The organism is Enterobacter sp. BNK-14, assembly GCF_047456095.1.
Lineage (GTDB): Bacteria > Pseudomonadota > Gammaproteobacteria > Enterobacterales > Enterobacteriaceae > Enterobacter > Enterobacter kobei.
Genome location: NZ_CP179897.1, coordinates 1478861 through 1497379, shown reverse-complemented (window position 1 = coordinate 1497379; position 18519 = coordinate 1478861). Strand labels below are relative to the sequence as shown.

Annotated in this window: 16 protein-coding genes, 6 tRNA genes and 1 other RNA gene; 11 read left to right on the top strand and 12 right to left on the bottom strand. The window is 53.8% G+C overall.

Annotated elements, in window-relative coordinates:
• Positions 1 to 282: 282 nt before the first annotated feature.
• On the bottom strand, positions 283 to 1254 hold the full coding sequence (gene cysK, locus ACMGGM_RS07190) for a cysteine synthase A (protein WP_063943766.1): 972 nt from the start codon (positions 1252 to 1254) through the stop codon (positions 283 to 285).
• Positions 1255 to 1417: 163 nt separating this feature from the next.
• Entirely contained in the window at positions 1418 to 2179 is a 762-nt protein-coding gene (cysZ, locus tag ACMGGM_RS07185; RefSeq protein WP_023338618.1) for a sulfate transporter CysZ, read from the bottom strand.
• A gap of 229 nt (positions 2180 to 2408) precedes the next feature.
• On the opposite strand from cysZ, the gene zipA reads away from it, so the two are divergent.
• From zipA to ACMGGM_RS07170, 3 genes are all read left to right on the top strand, one after another.
• The gene (gene zipA, locus ACMGGM_RS07180) at positions 2409 to 3392 is read left to right on the top strand and encodes a cell division protein ZipA (protein WP_045134549.1); all 984 of its coding nucleotides are present in this window, start codon (positions 2409 to 2411) and stop codon (positions 3390 to 3392) included.
• 69 nt (positions 3393 to 3461) lie between these two features.
• On the top strand, positions 3462 to 5477 hold the full coding sequence (gene ligA / locus ACMGGM_RS07175; protein ID WP_014884736.1) for an NAD-dependent DNA ligase LigA: 2016 nt from the start codon (positions 3462 to 3464) through the stop codon (positions 5475 to 5477).
• A gap of 1 nt (position 5478) precedes the next feature.
• A complete protein-coding gene (locus ACMGGM_RS07170) occupies positions 5479 to 5694 on the top strand; it encodes a DUF3820 family protein (RefSeq protein ID WP_063943764.1) in 216 nt (71 codons plus the stop codon).
• Here the strand turns inward: ACMGGM_RS07170 and ACMGGM_RS07165 are convergent.
• Positions 5691 to 6686: a bile acid:sodium symporter family protein gene (locus ACMGGM_RS07165; RefSeq protein WP_014884734.1), complete on the bottom strand. Its 996-nt coding sequence runs from the start codon at positions 6684 to 6686 to the stop codon at positions 5691 to 5693. The genes ACMGGM_RS07170 and ACMGGM_RS07165 overlap by 4 nt on opposite strands.
• An 89-nt stretch (positions 6687 to 6775) precedes the next feature.
• Between ACMGGM_RS07165 and ACMGGM_RS07160 the strand changes: the two genes are divergently transcribed.
• Positions 6776 to 7711, top strand: a complete 936-nt coding sequence (locus tag ACMGGM_RS07160) for a LysR family transcriptional regulator (RefSeq protein ID WP_047027338.1) — start codon at positions 6776 to 6778, stop codon at positions 7709 to 7711.
• On the opposite strand, the gene ACMGGM_RS07155 is transcribed toward ACMGGM_RS07160, so the two are convergent.
• The gene (locus tag ACMGGM_RS07155; protein WP_014884732.1) at positions 7708 to 8049 is read right to left on the bottom strand and encodes a FlxA-like family protein; all 342 of its coding nucleotides are present in this window, start codon (positions 8047 to 8049) and stop codon (positions 7708 to 7710) included. The genes ACMGGM_RS07160 and ACMGGM_RS07155 overlap by 4 nt on opposite strands.
• Before the next feature lie 207 nt (positions 8050 to 8256).
• Here ACMGGM_RS07155 and xapA point away from each other — a divergent pair, with 207 nt between their 5' ends.
• From xapA to ACMGGM_RS07140, 3 genes are all read left to right on the top strand, one after another.
• Positions 8257 to 9081, top strand: a complete 825-nt coding sequence (gene xapA, locus ACMGGM_RS07150) for a xanthosine phosphorylase (protein WP_023338616.1) — start codon at positions 8257 to 8259, stop codon at positions 9079 to 9081.
• A 51-nt stretch (positions 9082 to 9132) separates the two neighbouring features.
• Positions 9133 to 10389, top strand: coding sequence for a nucleoside permease (locus ACMGGM_RS07145; RefSeq protein WP_063614212.1), 1257 nt, complete (start codon positions 9133 to 9135; stop codon positions 10387 to 10389).
• 67 nt (positions 10390 to 10456) lie between these two features.
• Complete coding sequence (locus ACMGGM_RS07140) at positions 10457 to 11347, top strand: LysR family transcriptional regulator (RefSeq protein ID WP_063943762.1); 891 nt, start codon at positions 10457 to 10459, stop codon at positions 11345 to 11347.
• A gap of 55 nt (positions 11348 to 11402) precedes the next feature.
• Here the strand turns inward: ACMGGM_RS07140 and ACMGGM_RS07135 are convergent.
• From ACMGGM_RS07135 to ACMGGM_RS07115, 5 genes are all read right to left on the bottom strand, one after another.
• Positions 11403 to 11528: non-coding RNA, RtT sRNA (locus tag ACMGGM_RS07135), on the bottom strand.
• Between the two features lie 29 nt (positions 11529 to 11557).
• Positions 11558 to 11633 (bottom strand) — tRNA-Lys (locus ACMGGM_RS07130).
• A gap of 4 nt (positions 11634 to 11637) precedes the next feature.
• Positions 11638 to 11713: transfer RNA gene (locus ACMGGM_RS07125), tRNA-Val, on the bottom strand.
• A gap of 29 nt (positions 11714 to 11742) precedes the next feature.
• Positions 11743 to 11818, bottom strand: a tRNA-Val gene (locus ACMGGM_RS07120).
• A gap of 41 nt (positions 11819 to 11859) precedes the next feature.
• Positions 11860 to 11935: transfer RNA gene (locus ACMGGM_RS07115), tRNA-Val, on the bottom strand.
• 258 nt (positions 11936 to 12193) lie between these two features.
• Here ACMGGM_RS07115 and gltX point away from each other — a divergent pair.
• Positions 12194 to 13609: a glutamate--tRNA ligase gene (gltX, locus tag ACMGGM_RS07110; RefSeq protein WP_023331032.1), complete on the top strand. Its 1416-nt coding sequence runs from the start codon at positions 12194 to 12196 to the stop codon at positions 13607 to 13609.
• 44 nt (positions 13610 to 13653) lie between these two features.
• On the opposite strand, the gene ACMGGM_RS07105 is transcribed toward gltX, so the two are convergent.
• Together ACMGGM_RS07105 and ACMGGM_RS07100 are read right to left on the bottom strand one after the other, a co-directional pair.
• Positions 13654 to 14046, bottom strand: a complete 393-nt coding sequence (locus ACMGGM_RS07105; RefSeq protein ID WP_063943759.1) for a YfeC-like transcriptional regulator — start codon at positions 14044 to 14046, stop codon at positions 13654 to 13656.
• Between the two features lies 1 nt (position 14047).
• Positions 14048 to 14410 (bottom strand): YfeC-like transcriptional regulator, encoded by a 363-nt coding sequence (locus ACMGGM_RS07100; protein ID WP_014884727.1) that lies wholly within the window; start codon positions 14408 to 14410, stop codon positions 14048 to 14050.
• Positions 14411 to 14627: 217 nt separating this feature from the next.
• Between ACMGGM_RS07100 and ACMGGM_RS07095 the strand changes: the two genes are divergently transcribed.
• The 3 genes from ACMGGM_RS07095 to ACMGGM_RS07085 all read left to right on the top strand — a co-directional run bounded on the left by ACMGGM_RS07095 (position 14628) and on the right by ACMGGM_RS07085 (position 17225).
• Positions 14628 to 14703: transfer RNA gene (locus tag ACMGGM_RS07095), tRNA-Ala, on the top strand.
• 41 nt (positions 14704 to 14744) lie between these two features.
• Positions 14745 to 14820: transfer RNA gene (locus ACMGGM_RS07090), tRNA-Ala, on the top strand.
• A 215-nt stretch (positions 14821 to 15035) separates the two neighbouring features.
• Positions 15036 to 17225: an EAL domain-containing protein gene (locus ACMGGM_RS07085; RefSeq protein WP_032635939.1), complete on the top strand. Its 2190-nt coding sequence runs from the start codon at positions 15036 to 15038 to the stop codon at positions 17223 to 17225.
• 44 nt (positions 17226 to 17269) lie between these two features.
• Here the strand turns inward: ACMGGM_RS07085 and ACMGGM_RS07080 are convergent, their stop codons facing one another.
• Entirely contained in the window at positions 17270 to 18457 is a 1188-nt protein-coding gene (locus tag ACMGGM_RS07080; RefSeq protein WP_014884725.1) for a NupC/NupG family nucleoside CNT transporter, read from the bottom strand.
• Positions 18458 to 18519: the final 62 nt, after the last annotated feature.

Here is an 18519-nt window from a genome sequence, read left to right as displayed (position 1 = left end):
ACTAAAGTCTAGCCTGGCGACTGAACTTTAGCCTGTATTGTTAGCGCTGACGTTTCGATCGTCATTAAACATTATGCAGCGAAAGCAAGACTTGAACCAAATCATAAAATCGATTCAGCAAGGCTATTTCGTTCACTGATTAATTTCACGCATCAAAATAATTGCTGGTTTAAATACCAGACCCAACGGGGTGAAGCAATGCCAGGAGGGGCAAAAGTTTGAAGCAGGCCACAAAAAAGCACCTGAAAAGGTGCTTTTTTACGCGTTATTAACATGCTGGCATTACTGTTGCAGCTCTTTTTCAGTGAACAGATCGGCAAACAGTGCGGTGCTCAAGTAACGCTCACCCGAGGAAGGAAGGATAACCACAATATTCTTATTGGTAAAGGCTTCATCTTCCTGAAGTTTGAGCGCTGCCGCAACAGCAGCACCGGAAGAGATACCGGCGAGAATGCCTTCTTCATCCATCAGACGACGCGCGGTAGAGATGGCTTCTTCGTTAGTGATGGTGACCACTTTATCGATCAGCTTCAGATCCAGGTTGCCCGGAATGAAGCCCGCGCCAATACCCTGGATTTTATGCGGACCCGGCTTGAGCTCTTCGCCCGCCAGTGCCTGGGTGATAACCGGTGAGTCGGTGGGTTCAACCGCAACGGTGATCAGATCTTTTTTACCTTTTGTGCCTTTTATATAGCGTGACACGCCGGTCAGGGTGCCGCCGGTACCGACGCCGGAGATAAACACGTCAACCTGACCGTCAGTATCTTCCCAGATTTCCGGTCCAGTGGTCTTCTCGTGAATTTCCGGGTTAGCCGGGTTGCTGAACTGCTGCAGCAGCAGATATTTTGCCGGATCGCTGGCGACAATCTCTTCCGCTTTCTGAATGGCACCTTTCATGCCCTTCGCACCTTCGGTCAGTATCAGGTTCGCGCCGAGTGCTTTGAGCAGTTTGCGGCGTTCGATACTCATGGTTTCCGGCATGGTCAGCGTCAGTTTATAGCCACGCGCGGCAGCGACATAGGCCAGAGCGATACCGGTGTTACCGCTGGTCGGTTCAACCAGTTCAACGCCAGGCTTCAGCACGCCACGTTTTTCAGCATCCCAAATCATGTTTGCACCGATACGGCATTTTACGCTGAAGCTCGGGTTACGAGATTCGACCTTCGCCAGAATGCGTCCATTACCGATACGGTTCAGTCGAACCAGGGGCGTATGACCGATAGTCAGCGAGTTGTCTTCATAAATCTTACTCATGGCCTGTCCTTAACTGTATGAAATTGGGATACCGCCCCAGCATACCTGCTAAGCAGGGAGGGGGAAGTAAGGAATTCGCATATCTATATACTGCAAGGAAATAATGGGGATCAGTATGGAATAAGGGGCGGCATAAGCCACCCCTGCTTTACACATTTTTGCATCATTTCCATAACGCGTGCTTAGCACGGTAGCAGTCCACCCACATTGCCGTCGCGCCGCACACAGCAACCGGCATTATGAACAGGTTCAGGAAGGGAATCATCGTGAACAGGCTGGTTAGCGCGCCGAACTGCATATTGGCGACCTTCTGGGTACGCAGGGCGTTGCGCATCGCTTTAAACGGTACCTTGTGGTTATCGAACGGATAATCACAATACTGGATGGCGAGCATCCAGGCGCTGAACAGGAACCACAGCACCGGCGCCACGGTCTGGCCAATGCCGGGCACAAAATAGAGGATAAGCAGCACTACCGCCCGGGGGAGGTACCAGGCAAATTTCTGCCACTCGCGCTTCATGATGCGGGGGATATCTTTCATGATCCCGAGCACGCCCGTGTCCGGCGGCGTCGCGCCGGTAAGCCGCGCCTCCAGCTGTTCTGCCAGCAGGCCGTTAAACGGTGCGGCTATCCAGTTAGCGATGGTTGAGAAGAAATAGCCGAACACCAGCAGCACGGAGATAACCGCCACCGGCCAGAGCAGATAGTTCAGCCACTGTAGCCAGTCGGGCACATAGCTCATTAACGCAGGGATCCAGCTCTCGAGCTTTGTAAAAAGCCACCAGAACGCGCCGCCCATCAGAAGAATGTTGATCAACAGCGGAAGGATGACGAAGCGTCGGATACCCGGCAGTGAAACCAGTTTCCAGCCCTGAGAAAAATACCAGACGCCGCTGCGTGGGGGAGAAGACGATGTTGAAACCATAACCAGGCTGTACTCCTTTTTTCACAACCAGTGGAATTGCCGCCTATATTATCCACTTGTAGGCTAATGACCAGTTCGGAAATGTTCGAAAAACCAGCAAAAAGCACGATTTCCTTCATCTTTATGCTGTGAATGCTCTGCACACACTTGCACTTGACGTAAACGGCAAATACTCTTAGTGAGTAAATGTTTGCCGTGGTGGCAAGGTGTTAGAACAACAGAGAATATAATGATGCAGGATTTGCGTCTGATATTAATCATTGTTGGCGCGATCGCCATAATCGCTTTACTGGTACATGGTTTCTGGACCAGCCGTAAAGAGCGTTCTTCGATGTTCCGCGATCGCCCACTGAAGCGCATGAAGTCCAGTCGTGATGACGATGACATTGAAGATGACATCGACGGTCGCGACGATGACGGCGTGGGTGAAGTTCGTGTTCATCGGGTCAATACTGCGCCCGGCGCGGCTCATGGGGAGCATGAAGCCCCCCGTCCTGCGCAGCACCAGTATCAACCGCCGTACGCCTCTGCTCAGCCGCGCCAGCAGGCGCCGCAGCCGGTAGAAGAGCCTGTGCGCCAGCCGCCGCAACAGCCTGTCCATCAGCAGCCTGCTGCGCCACAGCCGGTTCAACCGCAACCCGTGCAGCAGCCTGTGCAACAACAGCCCGCGCAGCCGGTACAACAGCCGCAGCAGCCTGTTCATGTGCAGCCAGCGCCGCAGCCTGCTCCAGCACAGCATGTTGAGCCAGAACCGGTAGCAGAGCCAGAACCGGTTGTTGAAAAACCGCAGCGTAAAGAAGCGGTGATCATCATGAACGTGGCCGCGCATCACGGTAGCCATCTCAACGGTGACGTGCTGCTTAACAGTATTCAACAGGCAGGCTTCAAGTTTGGCGACATGAATATTTTCCATCGCCACCTGAGCCCTGACGGTAGCGGCCCGGCGCTGTTCAGCCTGGCCAATATGGTCAACCCGGGTACTTTTGATCCGGAAATGACCGGTGATTTCGTGACCCCAGGTGTCACCATCTTTATGCAGGTGCCCTCTTACGGTGATGAACTGCAAAACTTTAAGCTGATGTTGCAATCCGCTCAGCACATCGCTGACGAAGTAGGCGGTGTGGTGCTCGACGATCAGCGTCGAATGATGACCCCGCAGAAACTGCGCGAGTATCAGGACCGCATCCGCGAAGTTAAGGAAGCCAACGCGTAATCATCGCGTTTACGTCAACTCCTCCTCAACCCCCGCATGTCGGGGGTTTTTTCTCATTGATGGTGCGATATGGACTCAATCGAACAACAACTCACTGACCTGCGAACCACGCTTCGCCATCATGAATATCTCTATCATGTTATGGACGCGCCGGAGGTGCCGGATGCGGAGTATGACCGCCTGATGCGCGAACTTCGCGAACTGGAGGCGCAGCACCCGGAACTCATTACGCCGGATTCTCCCACCCAGCGCGTCGGTGCCGAGCCGCTGGGAGCGTTCAGCCAGATACGCCATGAAGTGCCGATGCTGTCGCTGGATAACGTCTTTGATGAAGAGAGCTTCCTCGCGTTTAACAAGCGCGTGCAGGACCGTCTGAAAAGCAGCGACGCTCTCACCTGGTGCTGCGAGCTGAAGCTTGATGGCCTGGCGGTCAGTCTTCTCTACGAAAACGGCGTGCTGGTGCGTGCCGCCACGCGTGGCGACGGCACGACGGGTGAAGACATTACGACCAACGTGCGCACCATCCGCGCAATTCCGCTGAAGCTGCAGGGGGACAATATTCCTGCGCGTCTGGAAGTGCGCGGCGAGGTGTTCCTGCCGCAGGCGGGTTTCGAGAAAATCAACGAAGAAGCGCGCCGCACCGGCGGGAAAGTATTTGCTAACCCGCGTAATGCGGCGGCAGGCTCTTTGCGCCAGCTTGACCCGCGTATCACCGCGAAGCGACCGCTCACTTTCTTCTGCTACGGCGTGGGGATCCTGGAGGGAGGCGAGCTGCCGGATACGCACCTCGGGCGCCTGATGCAGTTTAAGGCGTGGGGCCTGCCGGTGAGTAACCGCGTACAGCTCTGTGACTCGCCAGAAGCGGTACTCGCGTTCTACCAAAAGGTGGAAGCGGACCGTCCGACGCTCGGTTTTGATATTGATGGCGTTGTCATTAAGGTGAACTCACTGGCGCTTCAGGAGCAACTCGGGTTTGTGGCGCGTGCGCCGCGCTGGGCGGTTGCGTTTAAGTTTCCTGCTCAGGAACAGATGACCTTCGTTCGCGACGTGGAGTTCCAGGTCGGCCGTACGGGCGCCATTACCCCGGTCGCCCGTCTTGAGCCTGTGCAGGTCGCGGGCGTGCTGGTGAGTAACGCCACGCTGCATAACGCCGATGAGATTGAACGTCTGGGCCTGCGGATTGGTGACAAAGTGGTGGTTCGTCGCGCGGGCGATGTTATTCCGCAGGTGGTAAACGTCGTTGAGTCTGAACGCCCTGATGATACGCGTGAAGTGGTCTTCCCGACCCATTGCCCGGTGTGTGGCTCTGACGTGGAGCGTGTTGAAGGTGAGGCGGTAGCGCGCTGTACGGGCGGCCTGATCTGTGGCGCGCAGCGTAAAGAGTCACTGAAGCACTTCGTCTCCCGTCGCGCCATGGACGTCGACGGCATGGGCGATAAGATTATCGATCAGCTGGTTGAAAAAGAGTATGTGCATACGCCAGCGGATCTCTTCAAACTGACGGCGGGCAAGCTGACCGGTCTGGATCGCATGGGGCCGAAGTCGGCGCAGAACGTGGTTAACGCTCTGGAAGCCGCAAAAGAGACCACCTTCGCCCGTTTCCTTTACGCGCTGGGCATCCGTGAAGTGGGGGAAGCAACGGCAGCAGGTCTGGCGGCGTACTTTGGCACGCTGGAGGCGCTGGAAAAGGCAAGCATCGACGAGCTGCAGAAAGTGCCGGATGTCGGCATTGTAGTCGCCACGCACGTCTTTAACTTCTTTGCGGAAGAGAGCAACCGCGAAGTCATTGGCAAACTGCTGGCAGAGGGCATCAAATGGCCCGCGCCGGTGGTGGTTAATGCCGAAGAGATCGACAGTCCGTTCGCCGGTAAAACGGTGGTGCTGACCGGCAGCCTGAGCCAGCTTTCACGCGACGATGCGAAAGCGCGTCTGGTGGCGCTGGGCGCAAAAGTGGCGGGCAGCGTGTCGAAGAAAACCGACCTGGTGATTGCCGGGGAAGCAGCGGGTTCGAAGCTGGCGAAAGCCCAGGAACTCGGCATTGAGGTTATCGACGAAGCGGAAATGATGCGTCTGTTAGGAGAGTAACGTGGAAAAAGAGCAGCTCGTTGCGATCGCCAATACGGAGATGCCGTTCGGTAAATATAAGGGCCGCAGGCTGATCGATTTGCCGGAGGAGTATCTGCTGTGGTTTGCCCGTAAGGATGAGTTCCCGGCCGGGCGACTGGGCGAGCTGATGGCTATCACGCTGCTGATCAAAACCGAGGGGCTGACCCAGCTGGTTCAGCCCCTGAAACATCCTTAAGCCTTCGCGGCGCGGGTCTCTTCCTGCGCCAGTTTTTCCGTCTGACGTTTATAGCGACGCGCCAGCACGGCGCAGACCATCAGCTGGATCTGATGAAAAATCATCAGCGGCAATACCATCATCCCAATTACCGAGGTCGGGAACAGAATGTTGGCCATCGGGATACCGTTCGCCAGGCTCTTCTTCGAACCGCAGAAAACAATCGTAATTTCATCTGCTTTGTTGAAGCCGCATTTACGTGCCACAAAGACGTTTACGGCAATGACAATCGCCAGCAGGACAATGCTGACGACCACGATAAACAGCAGTGAGCCTGCGCCCACCTTGTGCCAGATCCCGTTCACGACCGCTTCGCTGAAGGCGGAGTAAACCACCAGCAGAATTGAGGTCTGGTCGGTTTTGGAGATCCACTTTTTATGCTTCGTCACAAACGCACCTGTCCACGGGCGCGAGAGATGGCCCAGGACAAACGGCAGCAGCAGTTGCAGACAGATCCTGCCCACCTGCTCAAGGTTACCTTCCGCGCCATGCATGTTCATCAGCAGGCCCACCAGCAGCGGGGAGACGAAAATCCCTAACAGGCTGGATGCCGATGCGGAGCAGACTGCGGCCGCAACGTTGCCACCCGCGAGGGAGGTAAACGCAATGGCCGACTGCACGGTGGCTGGCAGAATACAGAGATACAAAAAACCGGTGTAGAGTGCCGGGTCGACGTTAACCGGCGCCCACCACGCAAACAGCACCCCGAGGATGGGGAACAGAATAAAGGTGCTGCACATCACCCAGAGGTGCAGTCGCCAGTGGCCACCACCCGCGATAATCGCTTCGCGGGAGAGTTTTGCGCCGTGCATAAAGAACAGCAGCGCGATAGCGGCCGTCGTCAGCCCCTCAAAAAACGGGACGAAACCACCGCGGGCCGGGAAAAACGAGGCCAGTAAAACGGTGACCACCAGAGTAAGCGTAAACGGATCAACAATACGAAATAGTTTCATAATGACTCCTGAAAACAGATGTCGCTATTGTGCTTTTTTCCATTTGAGAAATAAAATTGATTTATTGCATTCATTCATGAATTAAACAGATGAATTACTCCTTACGCCAGCTTCGTATTTTTGTCACCGTCGCCCATGCCCGTAGCTTCAGCCGGGCAGGAGAGATGATTGGCCTCAGCCAGTCAGCCGTCAGCCACAGCGTGAAAGAGCTGGAAAATCAGACCGGCGTGCGGTTGCTTGACCGTACCACACGCGAAGTGGTGCTGACCGAAGCAGGGCAGCAGCTGGCCCAGCGCCTCGAACGTCTGCTGGATGAACTGAACAGCACGCTCAGAGACGTGGGAAGGCTGGGGCAGCAGCTTTCGGGCACCGTGCGGGTCGCAGCCAGCCAGACAATATCGGCACACCTTATCCCGCAGTGTATCGCGGAGGGAAACCACCGCTATCCGGACATTGATTTTGTGTTGCACGACCGGCCGCAGCAGTGGGTGCTGGAAAGCATCCGTCAGGGAGATGTGGATTTTGGTATTGTGATCGACCCCGGCCAGGTGAGCGACCTGGCGTGCGAAAGCGTGCTTTCTGAGCCTTTTTTACTGCTCTGCCGGGATGACGATCCGCTGGCAACGTTGCCGGCGGTCAACTGGCAGTTCCTGCAGGGCGCGAACCTGGTTTTGCAGGATTATGCTTCCGGCAGCCGTCCGCTGATCGATTCCGCGCTGGTTAATCAGGGCGTAAAGGCCACCATCGTGCAGGAAATTGGGCATCCGGCCACGCTGTTTCCCATGGTGGAAGCCGGAATTGGGATCAGCGTGTTGCCCGCTCTGGCGCTCCCCCTGCCGCAGGGGAGCCGACTGGCCGTGAAGCGTTTAACGCCTGTTGTCGAGCGAAAACTGATGTTAGTACGGCGCAAAAATCGTTCCCTCTCGGGGGCGGCGCAGGCTATATGGGAAGTGGTGCGTATCCAGGCACAGCGATTAACCGAGGCCCGCATACGCGACCCACTGTTTAACGCATCCGACGATTAAATATAGATATCGATCTGATGATCGTCTGTCGGGCTATTCACCCCTTCCACTTTACCCGGCGCTTGCTCCTGTTTCTTTTGCTCCTCTTCAGCCTGCTGGTGCTGCAGCGCGGCGAGCTGCGCCTGTAGCACGGTGATTTGGGTCTGAATGAGCTCCTGCTGCTTTTTCTTTTCATCTGCACTGCCGGAACTGTCCGCCAGCTCTTTTAACTGCTGAGTCAGCTGTTGGATCTTGTCGAGAATACGGCTGATTTGCGCAGCAATATCGTTCCCGCCAGAAGCCCCACTCCCGCCGCCGCTGGTTTGAATGGGTGGGGCTGAAGCCTGGATAGTCGTCATACTTTTTCCTCGCGTTATAAAACAGAGGTATCGGCACTGACGGGATTAGCTTGAGCAAAACTGCCATATCTGGCAGGACATTACATTGATACAAAAACAGTATTGATGGTGCCGGGAAAGTGTATTGGAGGTCACCCGCAGGCTCCGGATATAAGACTAAGGTCATGCGATCTATGCTATCGCGAACTTCATTCTCAAGGAGCCTCTATGACCCTCTCAAAAAACCCGTGGTATTGCGCCGATATTATCCGTGCGGCTAAGCCTGACTTCACGCCTCGCGTGGCGTTTATTCTCGGATCTGGCCTTGGCGCGCTCGCCGACCAGATTGATGATGCCGTTTCCCTGAGCTATGAAAAACTGCCGGGCTTCCCGGTGAGCACCGTCCACGGCCACGCAGGCGAGCTGGTGCTGGGGCATCTTGCCGGGGTGCCTGTTGCCTGTATGAAAGGGCGAGGGCACTTCTATGAGGGGCGCGGGATGACCATCATGACCGATGCGATCCGCACGTTCAAACTGCTGGGATGTGAGTTGCTGTTTAGCACCAATGCGGCAGGCTCATTGCGCCCGGAAGTTCTGCCGGGGAGCCTGGTTGCCCTGAGCGACCATATCAATACCATGCCTGGCACGCCGATGGTGGGGCTGAACGATGAGCGCTTTGGCGACCGTTTCTTCTCCCTGGCCAATGCTTACGACGCGGATTACCGTGCGATGCTGCAAACCGTGGCGGCGAAAGAGGGTTTCCCGCTGCATGAAGGGGTATTTGTCTCTTATCCGGGCCCGAACTTCGAGACGGCGGCAGAGATCCGCATGATGCAAATTATCGGCGGCGATGTGGTCGGCATGTCCGTGGTGCCGGAAGTGATTTCCGCACGCCACTGTGGCCTGAAGGTTGTAGCCGTTTCTGCAATTACCAACCTCGCCGAAGGTTTGGGCGAGGTAAAGCTGTCGCATGAGCAGACGCTCGCGGCGGCTGAGCTCTCACGCCAGAACTTCATCAATCTTATCTGCGGTTTTCTCCGCCATATTGCCTGAGTAAAACAATAAAGTGGCCCGTCAGGGCCACACTGCTATAAGGAATGGGCTATGAACATCACGACTCGCTTAAAGATGATGTCCTTTATGCAATATTTTATCTGGGGGAGTTGGCTGGTTACCCTCGGTGCTTACATGATCAACACCCTACACTTTACCGGCTCCGACGTGGGCATGGTCTACAGCTCCAAAGGCCTTGCCGCGATCGTTATGCCTTCGCTGGTGGGAATCATTGCCGACAAATGGCTACGGGCAGACCGCGCCTACGTCATTTGCCACCTCGTCTGTGCCGCCGCACTCTGTTACGCCGCGCAGGTGAATGAGCCCGGCCTGATGTTCTGGGTCATGCTGGTCAATGCGATGGCCTTTATGCCCACCATTGCGCTGTCGAATACGATCTCCTATTCCTGTCTTGAGCAGGCGGGTCTGGAGACGGTAAGCCATTTTCCGCGCGTGCGGGTGTATGGCACCGTGGGTTTTATTGCGGCAATGTGGGCCATAAGCCTGATGGGGGCGGAGCTAAGCAACGTGCAGCTTTATATTGCAGCTGGCGCGTCTCTGCTGCTGGCGCTCTATTCTTTGACGTTGCCGGCCATTCCCGTGGCGAAGCAGAAAACGTCCCAGTCTCTGGCCAGCAAGCTGGGCCTTAATGCCTTTGTTCTTTTTAAACAGCCTCGTATGGCGGTGTTCTTTTTGTTCGCGATGCTGCTGGGTGCTGTGCTGCAGATCACCAATACCTTCGGTAGCCCCTTCCTGCATGATTTTGCCCGTAATCCGGCGTATGCAGATAGCTTTATCGTCAGGCACCCGTCCATTTTGCTCTCCGTTTCGCAAATGTCAGAGGTGTTCTTCATTCTGACCATTCCGTACTTCCTCGGACGGTTTGGTATTAAAGCCGTGATGCTGATGAGCATGGTGGCCTGGATGCTCCGGTTTGGTCTGTTTGCCTTTGGCGACCCCTCCGCAACGGGCTTTGTGCTGCTCATGCTTTCCATGATTGTCTATGGCTGTGCATTCGACTTCTTCAATATTTCCGGCTCAGTGTTTGTCGAACAGGAGGTCAGCACCGATATTCGCGCCAGCGCACAGGGGCTGTTTATGACGACGGTTAACGGTATTGGGGCTTATTTCGGATCGGTATTGAGCGGTATGGCAGTTGATTATTTCTCGGTGGATGGGGTGAAAGACTGGCAGACGATTTGGCTGGTGTTTGCAGCCTATGCCCTGGTACTGGCCGTAGTGTTTTATTTCAGCTTTAACTACCACCACGCCAGTAAAAACAGCGAGATGCGCACAGTTGCGCACTAAATTTCCCCTCTCTGCGGTGAAAGGCTTTAAGGTAGGCGCTTAAGTGTTATCGCCAGGATATGTTTTGATGGAACGCGTCTATCGAACCGACCTCAAGCTGCTGCGCTATTTTCTGGCCGTGGCGGAGGAACTGCATTTTGGACGGGCTGCGGCCCGTCTCAATATGTCCCAGCCGCCATTAAGCCTGCACATTAAAGAGCTGGAAAGCCAGCTGGGCACGTTACTGTTTATTCGCCACTCGCGAAGCGTCGCGTTGACGCATGCGGGTAAAGTGCTGATGGAAGAGTCTCGTCGGCTGCTTGCCAGCGCAAATCAGGCTCTGGCGCGCGTCGAACAAATTGGCCGGGGTGAGGCAGGGCGTATTGAGCTGGGTATTGTCGGTACCGCCATGTGGAGTGAGGTGCGCACGGTTATGCGCACTTTTTTGAAAGAACATCCGAATGTTGATGTCGTTTTTCGCGAAAAGTCGCCGGTCATGCAGATGGCGCTGCTTGAGCGTCAGGAGCTGGATATTGGGATCTGGCGAATGGCAACGGAACCCACCGCGGGGTTTACCAGCGTGCGGTTGCGCGAGGCGGCGTTTCTTGTGGCGATGCCGGAAGATCACCGGCTGGTCAGGGAACCCTGCGTTGCGCTTGCTGATTTACAGGACGAGTATTTCGTCACGATGCCGTCAGCACATTCTGACTGGGCATTTTTACATCGCGTCTGCCAGCAGGCCGGTTTTTCACCGATGATTGTACGCGAAGCCGTAGAGCCACAAACGGTACTGGCGATGATAAGCATGGGGATGGGGATTACGCTCGCTGCCGACAGTTACGCGCAAATGCAGTGGCCGGGCGTGGTGTTTCGCCCGCTGAAAGAGCGTATTCCGGCAGATTTGTATGTCGTGTATAACGAGAAACAGGTGACGCCGGCGGTGAAGACGTTGATTGAGACGTTGACGGCAGGAAAGTAGACAAACTGCAGATACGCAGATAGCAAAAAAGCGCCTTTAGGGCGCTTTTTTACATTGGTGGGTCGTGCAGGATGACTCGCTTCGCTCGCCCTTCGGGCCGTCGCCGTAAACGACTCCGGTGCCTCACTGCGTTCGGCTCGAACCTGCTGCAGGTTCGAATCATCCATATCGCAGATAGCAAAAAAGCGCCTTTAGGGCGCTTTTTTACATTGGTGGGTCGTGCAGGATTCGAACCTGCGACCAATTGATTAAAAGTCAACTGCTCTACCAACTGAGCTAACGACCCGAAATGGTGGGCGATGACGGGCTCGAACCGCCGACCCCCTCCGTGTAAAGGAGATGCTCTACCAACTGAGCTAATCGCCCATTTCGGAACTACTGCGATAAGATGAGAATGGTGGGCGATGACGGGCTCGAACCGCCGACCCCCTCCGTGTAAAGGAGATGCTCTACCAACTGAGCTAATCGCCCAATCTCAACACTTATCTACACTGCGAGTCTACCGAAGTAGATGGTGGGTGATGACGGGCTCGAACCGCCGACCCCCTCCGTGTAAAGGAGATGCTCTACCAACTGAGCTAATCACCCCCGCTGTGTGGAGTCGCATTATAGGGAGAGTTGAAAATGAGTCAACGCATTTTCTAAAGTTTTTATTCGTTCGTCGTAAAATTAAACAAAACGATCGCAAAACGGGCGGTGGCGCATGATTTCTAAACAAAAACAGCAAACTCGCTCATGATAAAGGGATGAACATTGAGGAATCCCCCCACAGTGATAGAATATTGCCCATTGTTTTTTCCCCGGGATTTGCCGATTGCCGGCATCTTTATAACGTAAGGCCATTTCATGAAAATCAAAACTCGCTTCGCGCCGAGCCCGACAGGCTATCTGCACGTCGGTGGTGCTCGTACTGCTCTCTATTCCTGGCTTTTTGCACGCCACAACAAAGGTGAGTTCGTGCTGCGTATTGAAGACACCGATCTTGAGCGCTCCACGCCGGAAGCAATTGAAGCCATTATGGATGGGATGAACTGGCTGAACCTGGAGTGGGATGAAGGCCCGTATTTCCAGACCAAACGTTTTGACCGCTATAACGCAGTTATTGATGAGATGCTGGTCGCGGGCACGGCGTATAAATGCTACTGCTCCAAAGAGCGTCTGGATGCGCTGCGTGAAGAGCAGATGGCAAACGGTGAAAAGCCGCGTTATGACGGCCGCTGCCGCCATGACCATAGCGAGCATGCTGCTGATGAACCGTGCGTGGTGCGTTTTGCTAACCCGCAGGATGGCTCGGTGATCTTTGACGACCAGATCCGTGGCCCGATCGAATTCAGCAATCAGGAGCTGGACGATCTGATCATCCGCCGCACCGATGGTTCCCCAACCTATAACTTCTGCGTTGTGGTTGACGACTGGGATATGGAAATTACCCACGTTGTCCGTGGTGAAGACCATATCAACAACACGCCGCGCCAGATCAACATTCTGAAAGCGCTGAACGCCCCTGTGCCTGTCTATGCACACGTTTCCATGATCAACGGCGATGACGGGAAAAAACTGTCTAAACGTCACGGCGCGGTCAGCGTTATGCAGTATCGCGATGACGGTTATCTGCCTGAAGCGCTGCTGAACTATCTGGTGCGTCTGGGCTGGGCCCACGGCGACCAGGAGATCTTCAGCCGCGAAGAGATGATCGAACTCTTTTCTCTGAGCTCAGTGAGTAAATCAGCGAGCGCATTTAATACCGATAAGCTGCAGTGGCTGAACCATCATTACATCAATACCATGCCGCCGGAATACGTGGCGACTTACCTGCAGTGGCACATTGAGCAGGCAAATATTGATACCCGTACAGGCCCTGAACTGGCGGACCTGGTGAAACTGCTCGGCGAGCGCTGCAAAACGCTGAAAGAAATGGCTGAAAGCTGCCGCTACTTCTATGAAGAATTTGATGAGTTTGACGCGGATGCGGCGAAGAAACACCTCCGCCCGGTTGCGCGTCAGCCGCTGGAAGTGGTGCGAGACAAGCTGACTGCGATCGCTGACTGGACCGCAGAGAACGTGCATCACGCTATTCAGGCGACGGCGGACGAGCTGGAAGTTGGTATGGGTAAAGTCGGTATGCCGCTGCGTGTTGCGGTGACCGGTGCGGGCCAGTCCCCGGCACTGGATGTGACCGTGCATGCAATTGGTAAATCACGCAGCGTGGCGCGTATTAACAAAGCGCTGGACTTTATTGCGGCACGTGAAAACCAGCAGTAATTACATTTTAGTCTGGCAGAACGGCAGGGTGACCTGCCGTTTTTTTATGCCGTATATTCAGCCAGATTCAGACGGGTAAGAAAGCCGCGTAACCCTTCGCGCTTCAGGAATGCATCCAGACATTCCTGTTCAGACGGCGTCAGGTTTTCCAGCGTCGCAATGATATCCGGTCGCAGAGTAGAGGAGGGGACACTGTATGGCGCTGTTGTCTCTGCCAGGTGGTAAACTGCCTGACGGTTTCGGATAGCCGGGAGGCGCATGATATGTTCCTTCACGCGCGCATCGACGTGTATGAGCCTCGCCCGACCGCCTTTCACACCATTGAGACCTTCGGTCTCCCATCCCTGCTGGCGTATCCAGCGATTCACCGTTTGCCTGGCAACGCCTAAACTCTCCGCCAGCTCTTCCGTGGTCATTTTGCTACGTAATCTTTTCATATTAATTCTGGTCGCGAATTCCCAGGCGTTGTAACAAACCGGTAATCCCTTCCCGCAGTAACAGTGATGTCATCTGCTTCTGCTCTTCTGGCGTCATTTCATTTGCCAGCGTCAGGAGGAGGGTATGAAGCGAACGCTCATTGCTGATGCCGTCAGGCATTGCGGATGTCTCCGTTGCCCGTCGCGCGCTGCGGATAAAGTCACGCACCTTTTCATTCACATGTACCAGGCGTGCTTTGCCCCCCTGGACGCCTGGTTTTGGTGACGTTATCCAACCCTCTTTGCGTACCCATTTATTGATGGTCTGTCGGCTATAGCCGGTGAGCAGGGCTAACTCTTCCGGCGTCATTCGTTCCTTGATCATACAATTTCCTGAATATTCGTGGGGTTAATTAACGGCTCATTTTATAGCACCGTTTAACGTGAAAACGTGACAGGCTTAACTCATGACTGCGAGCAGGCTCGCAAAGTGATTCATTTGCATGAATTTTCGGCGATTGAATCACGGTCAATGAATTTGCCGTTGACACTCCGCGGCGGAATTCATATTATGCCGCCCGTCAACATGACAGCTTTACGATGGGGCTATAGCTCAGCTGGGAGAGCGCTTGCATGGCATGCAAGAGGTCAGCGGTTCGATCCCGCTTAGCTCCACCAAACTCTGAACCCAACAGAGTGCGGTCAGTAAAGTCACATGTGGGGCTATAGCTCAGCTGGGAGAGCGCTTGCATGGCATGCAAGAGGTCAGCGGTTCGATCCCGCTTAGCTCCACCAAAATTTTAAACCCTCGTCAAAAGACGAGGGTTTTTTTTATCTGTTTGTAACGTTCACCACCGCATTTTGTTATCAAAAAGAAGGTATTCCTGTACCTGACCTCAATCGAAATCAATAAACCTGTCCATAAATAGACTTCAACTTGATTCGCACAATTAATAAACCTATTATCCATCCGGTCAATGATATGAACGGATAATAATCGCATCAGCTTAATGAATAGAAAAACGTACAATAATGTAAAGATATTTATAATTGCCCTGGCGATATGCCTGATCGCGGTTCCTTTCTCCCGTTATCTCTCCCCGCGCGCGATTGTGAATGGTCACGACGTTTATTTAGCCTGGTTACCCCTGAGCGTTATGCTGGCGGTAATTCTGTTATTTGGTCGTCGGGCAATTCTTCCCATTCTGTTAGGTTTTACTGTCACTAATTTATTCTATATTAATTTAGCACCGCTACAATATTCAGTATTGCTGTTTTGTCAGACCTTTGCGTTGTTCGCGGCGTGCGGCCTGTTGCGCCTCATGCTGGGCAGGCGCTGGCGCTACTGCATTCCTAACAAGCACATTGGATTACGGATATTCTGGCTCGGTTTTATTGTGCCACTCGGCATTAAAATGTCGATGTATTTAGCGGGCTATTTGTTTGATTTCCCGGTAACTATCTCCACCTTCTTCGGTGAAGGGACGGTAATTTATAACGTCGTGGATATTCAAAGTCTGATAGGCGCGGCGCTGATTTTTACCATGATGTTCTATTACCCGTTAAGAATGATAATTAATCCTCGTTATGCCATTACCTTCTGGCGACGAAGCGTGAAGCCCATTTTTTTCCATAAGAATTCATTGTTTATATTTGTCTGGCTCATGCTTCTAGGCTTCATTCTCGCTGTTTTATGTGGCCCTTTTGAATCCCCTGTTATAGCGGGCTATTTAATGCCGCTGATTTTTATTCTCTTTACCTTAGCGATAAGCCGCCTGACCTATGCACTTATCTCTCTGCTTTGGGCTGCTTCAGCGCTTCTGCTGTTGACCTACAACTATAACTTCCTGAATGGTGTGGAGTCGGGCCATTCACTCTCCTTTATCCTGTCCGTGCTGATCTCGTTTGCCATCTGCTTGCTTTACATGTCGCGGATTTACCAGCGTAGCGAGTGGCTGAAGCGGGGATGGCAGGGCAGAGCGCTGACCGATCCGCTGACCGGTTTGCCCAATATCCGTGCGCTGGAGGAGTATCTTGAGATTCACCAGGATGCCAAAGTGTGCATTCTGCGCATGGATAACCTGGAATTTTTGAGCCGCCATTACGGGATCCTGATGCGGGTCCACTGCAAACGCACGATCGCCTCGTCGCTGCAGCCCCTTCTGCAAAAGGACGAGATGCTCTTCCAGTTGCCCGGAAGCGAGCTGGTGGTGGTCTTGCTGGGGCCGGAAATTGCTGAGCGTCTCCAGCATATGGTTGATCGGTTGAACAGCCGGAAAATTTTCTGGAACAACACCGGGCTGGATATTGAGTTTGGTGCCTCCTGGGGGATGGTCGAAAACGGTGAAAAATTGCATCACACGCTGGGGCAATTAAGCTGGCTGGCTGAGCAATCTTGTGCAGGACAGAACGTACTTGCGCTGACGAATAGCCTGGAGGCTGCATCAGGACAAACAACAGAGCGCGTCCTGATGTTAGCGCGGATTAAGCATGCCCTGGAGGCGGGTCAGTTCCATTTATACGCGCAACCGATCCAGAAGGCAGACGGTAGCGGTTACTACGAAATTCTGACGCGTATGGAGAGCGAGGGCGAAATCATCACCCCTGATCGCTTTATTCCGCTGATTGCTCAGTTCAACCTTAGCCACCGGTTTGATATGTGCGTTATGGAAAAATTACTGCTGTGGCTGCGCGATCATCCAGCGACGCAGCCTGGGGCCCGTTTCTCCGTCAATCTGATGCCGCTCACGCTGATGCAAAAAGAGGTGGCGACCGAGATTTGTGCGCTGTTTGAACGATACGGCGTTGCCCCTCAAACCGTGGTCATTGAGATCACCGAAGAGCAGGCTTTCTCCAATTCAGGTTGCAGCATCAATAATATTCAGCAACTGCGGGATTGTGGATTCCGGATTGCTATTGATGATTTTGGTACAGGCTACGCTAACTACGAGCGTCTCAGACGTCTGCAGGCGGATATCATCAAAATTGACGGCTGCTTTGTTAAAGACATTTGTACTGATGACATGGATGCGATGATCGTCCAGTCGATGTGTAATCTGGCGAAGACGAAATCGCTATGTGTGGTGGCGGAGTATGTCGAAACACCCGCACAGCGGGAGATGTTGCTTCGCTTCGGCGTGGATTACCTGCAGGGCTACCTGATAGGTAAACCCAAACCGCTGGAAGAAATTCGGGCATAAAAAAACCGGGAGCAAGCTCCCGGTTTTTTGTTTTGCAGTAAACGTTACAGGACCAGCGCTGCGATGGACGCGGACAGAACGCTCACCAGAGTGGAGCCGTACACCAGTTTCAGGCCAAAGCGTGAAACCACGTTACCCTGTTCTTCGTTCAGGCCTTTAATCGCCCCGGCGATAATACCGATAGACGAGAAGTTCGCGAAGGAGACCAGGAACACGGACAGGATGCCTTCCGCGCGCGGAGAAAGCGTGCTGGCAATTTTCTGCAGATCCATCATCGCAACGAATTCGTTAGAAACCAGTTTGGTTGCCATGATACTGCCCACCTGCAGCGCTTCGTGAGCCGGAACACCCATCACCCAGGCAACAGGATAGAAGATGTAGCCCAGAATCCCTTGGAAGGAGATACCCAGCACCGCGGCGAACAGGGCGTTCAGCGCAGAGATCAGCGCAATGAAGCCGATCAGCATGGCGGCAACGATAACCGCCACTTTGAAACCGGCCAGAATGTACTCGCCCAGCATTTCGAAGAAGCTCTGACCTTCGTGCAGGTTGGACATCTGGATATTCTCTTCGCTGGCGTCAACGCGGTATGGGTTGATCAACGACAGCACGATAAAGGTGCTGAACATGTTCAGAACCAGCGCAGCGACAACATATTTTGGCTCCAGCATGGTCATATACGCGCCCACGATAGACATGGAAACGGTAGACATTGCGGTTGCCGCCATGGTGTACATGCGGTTACGCGACATTTTGCCGAGAATATCTTTATACGCGATGAAGTTCTCAGACTGACCGAGGATCAGGGAACTGACGGCGTTGAAAGACTCCAGCTTGCCCATGCCGTTGACTTTGGATAACAGGAAACCAATTCCACGAATCACGAACGGCAGAACACGGATGTGCTGCAGAATACCGATGAGCGCGGAGATGAAGACGATTGGGCACAGCACCTTCAGGAAGAAGAATGCCAGACCTTCGTCGTTCATTTTACCGAAGACAAAGTTGGTCCCTTCGTTGGCGAATCCGAGCAGTTTTTCGAACATTTCGGAGAAGCCTTTTACGAAGCCGAGACCTACGTTGGAGTTCAGGAAGAACCACGCAAGTAAAACTTCAATGACCAGCAGCTGGACAACATAACGAATACGAATTTTTTTGCGGTCTGTGCTGACCAGCAATGCGAGTGCAGTAACGACAACAAGTGCCAGGACAAAATGAAGGACGCGGTCCATATTTGCTCCAAATATGAGGCAGGTTTAATTTTCGTGCACATTCTATGCAACAAGCGAAAAGA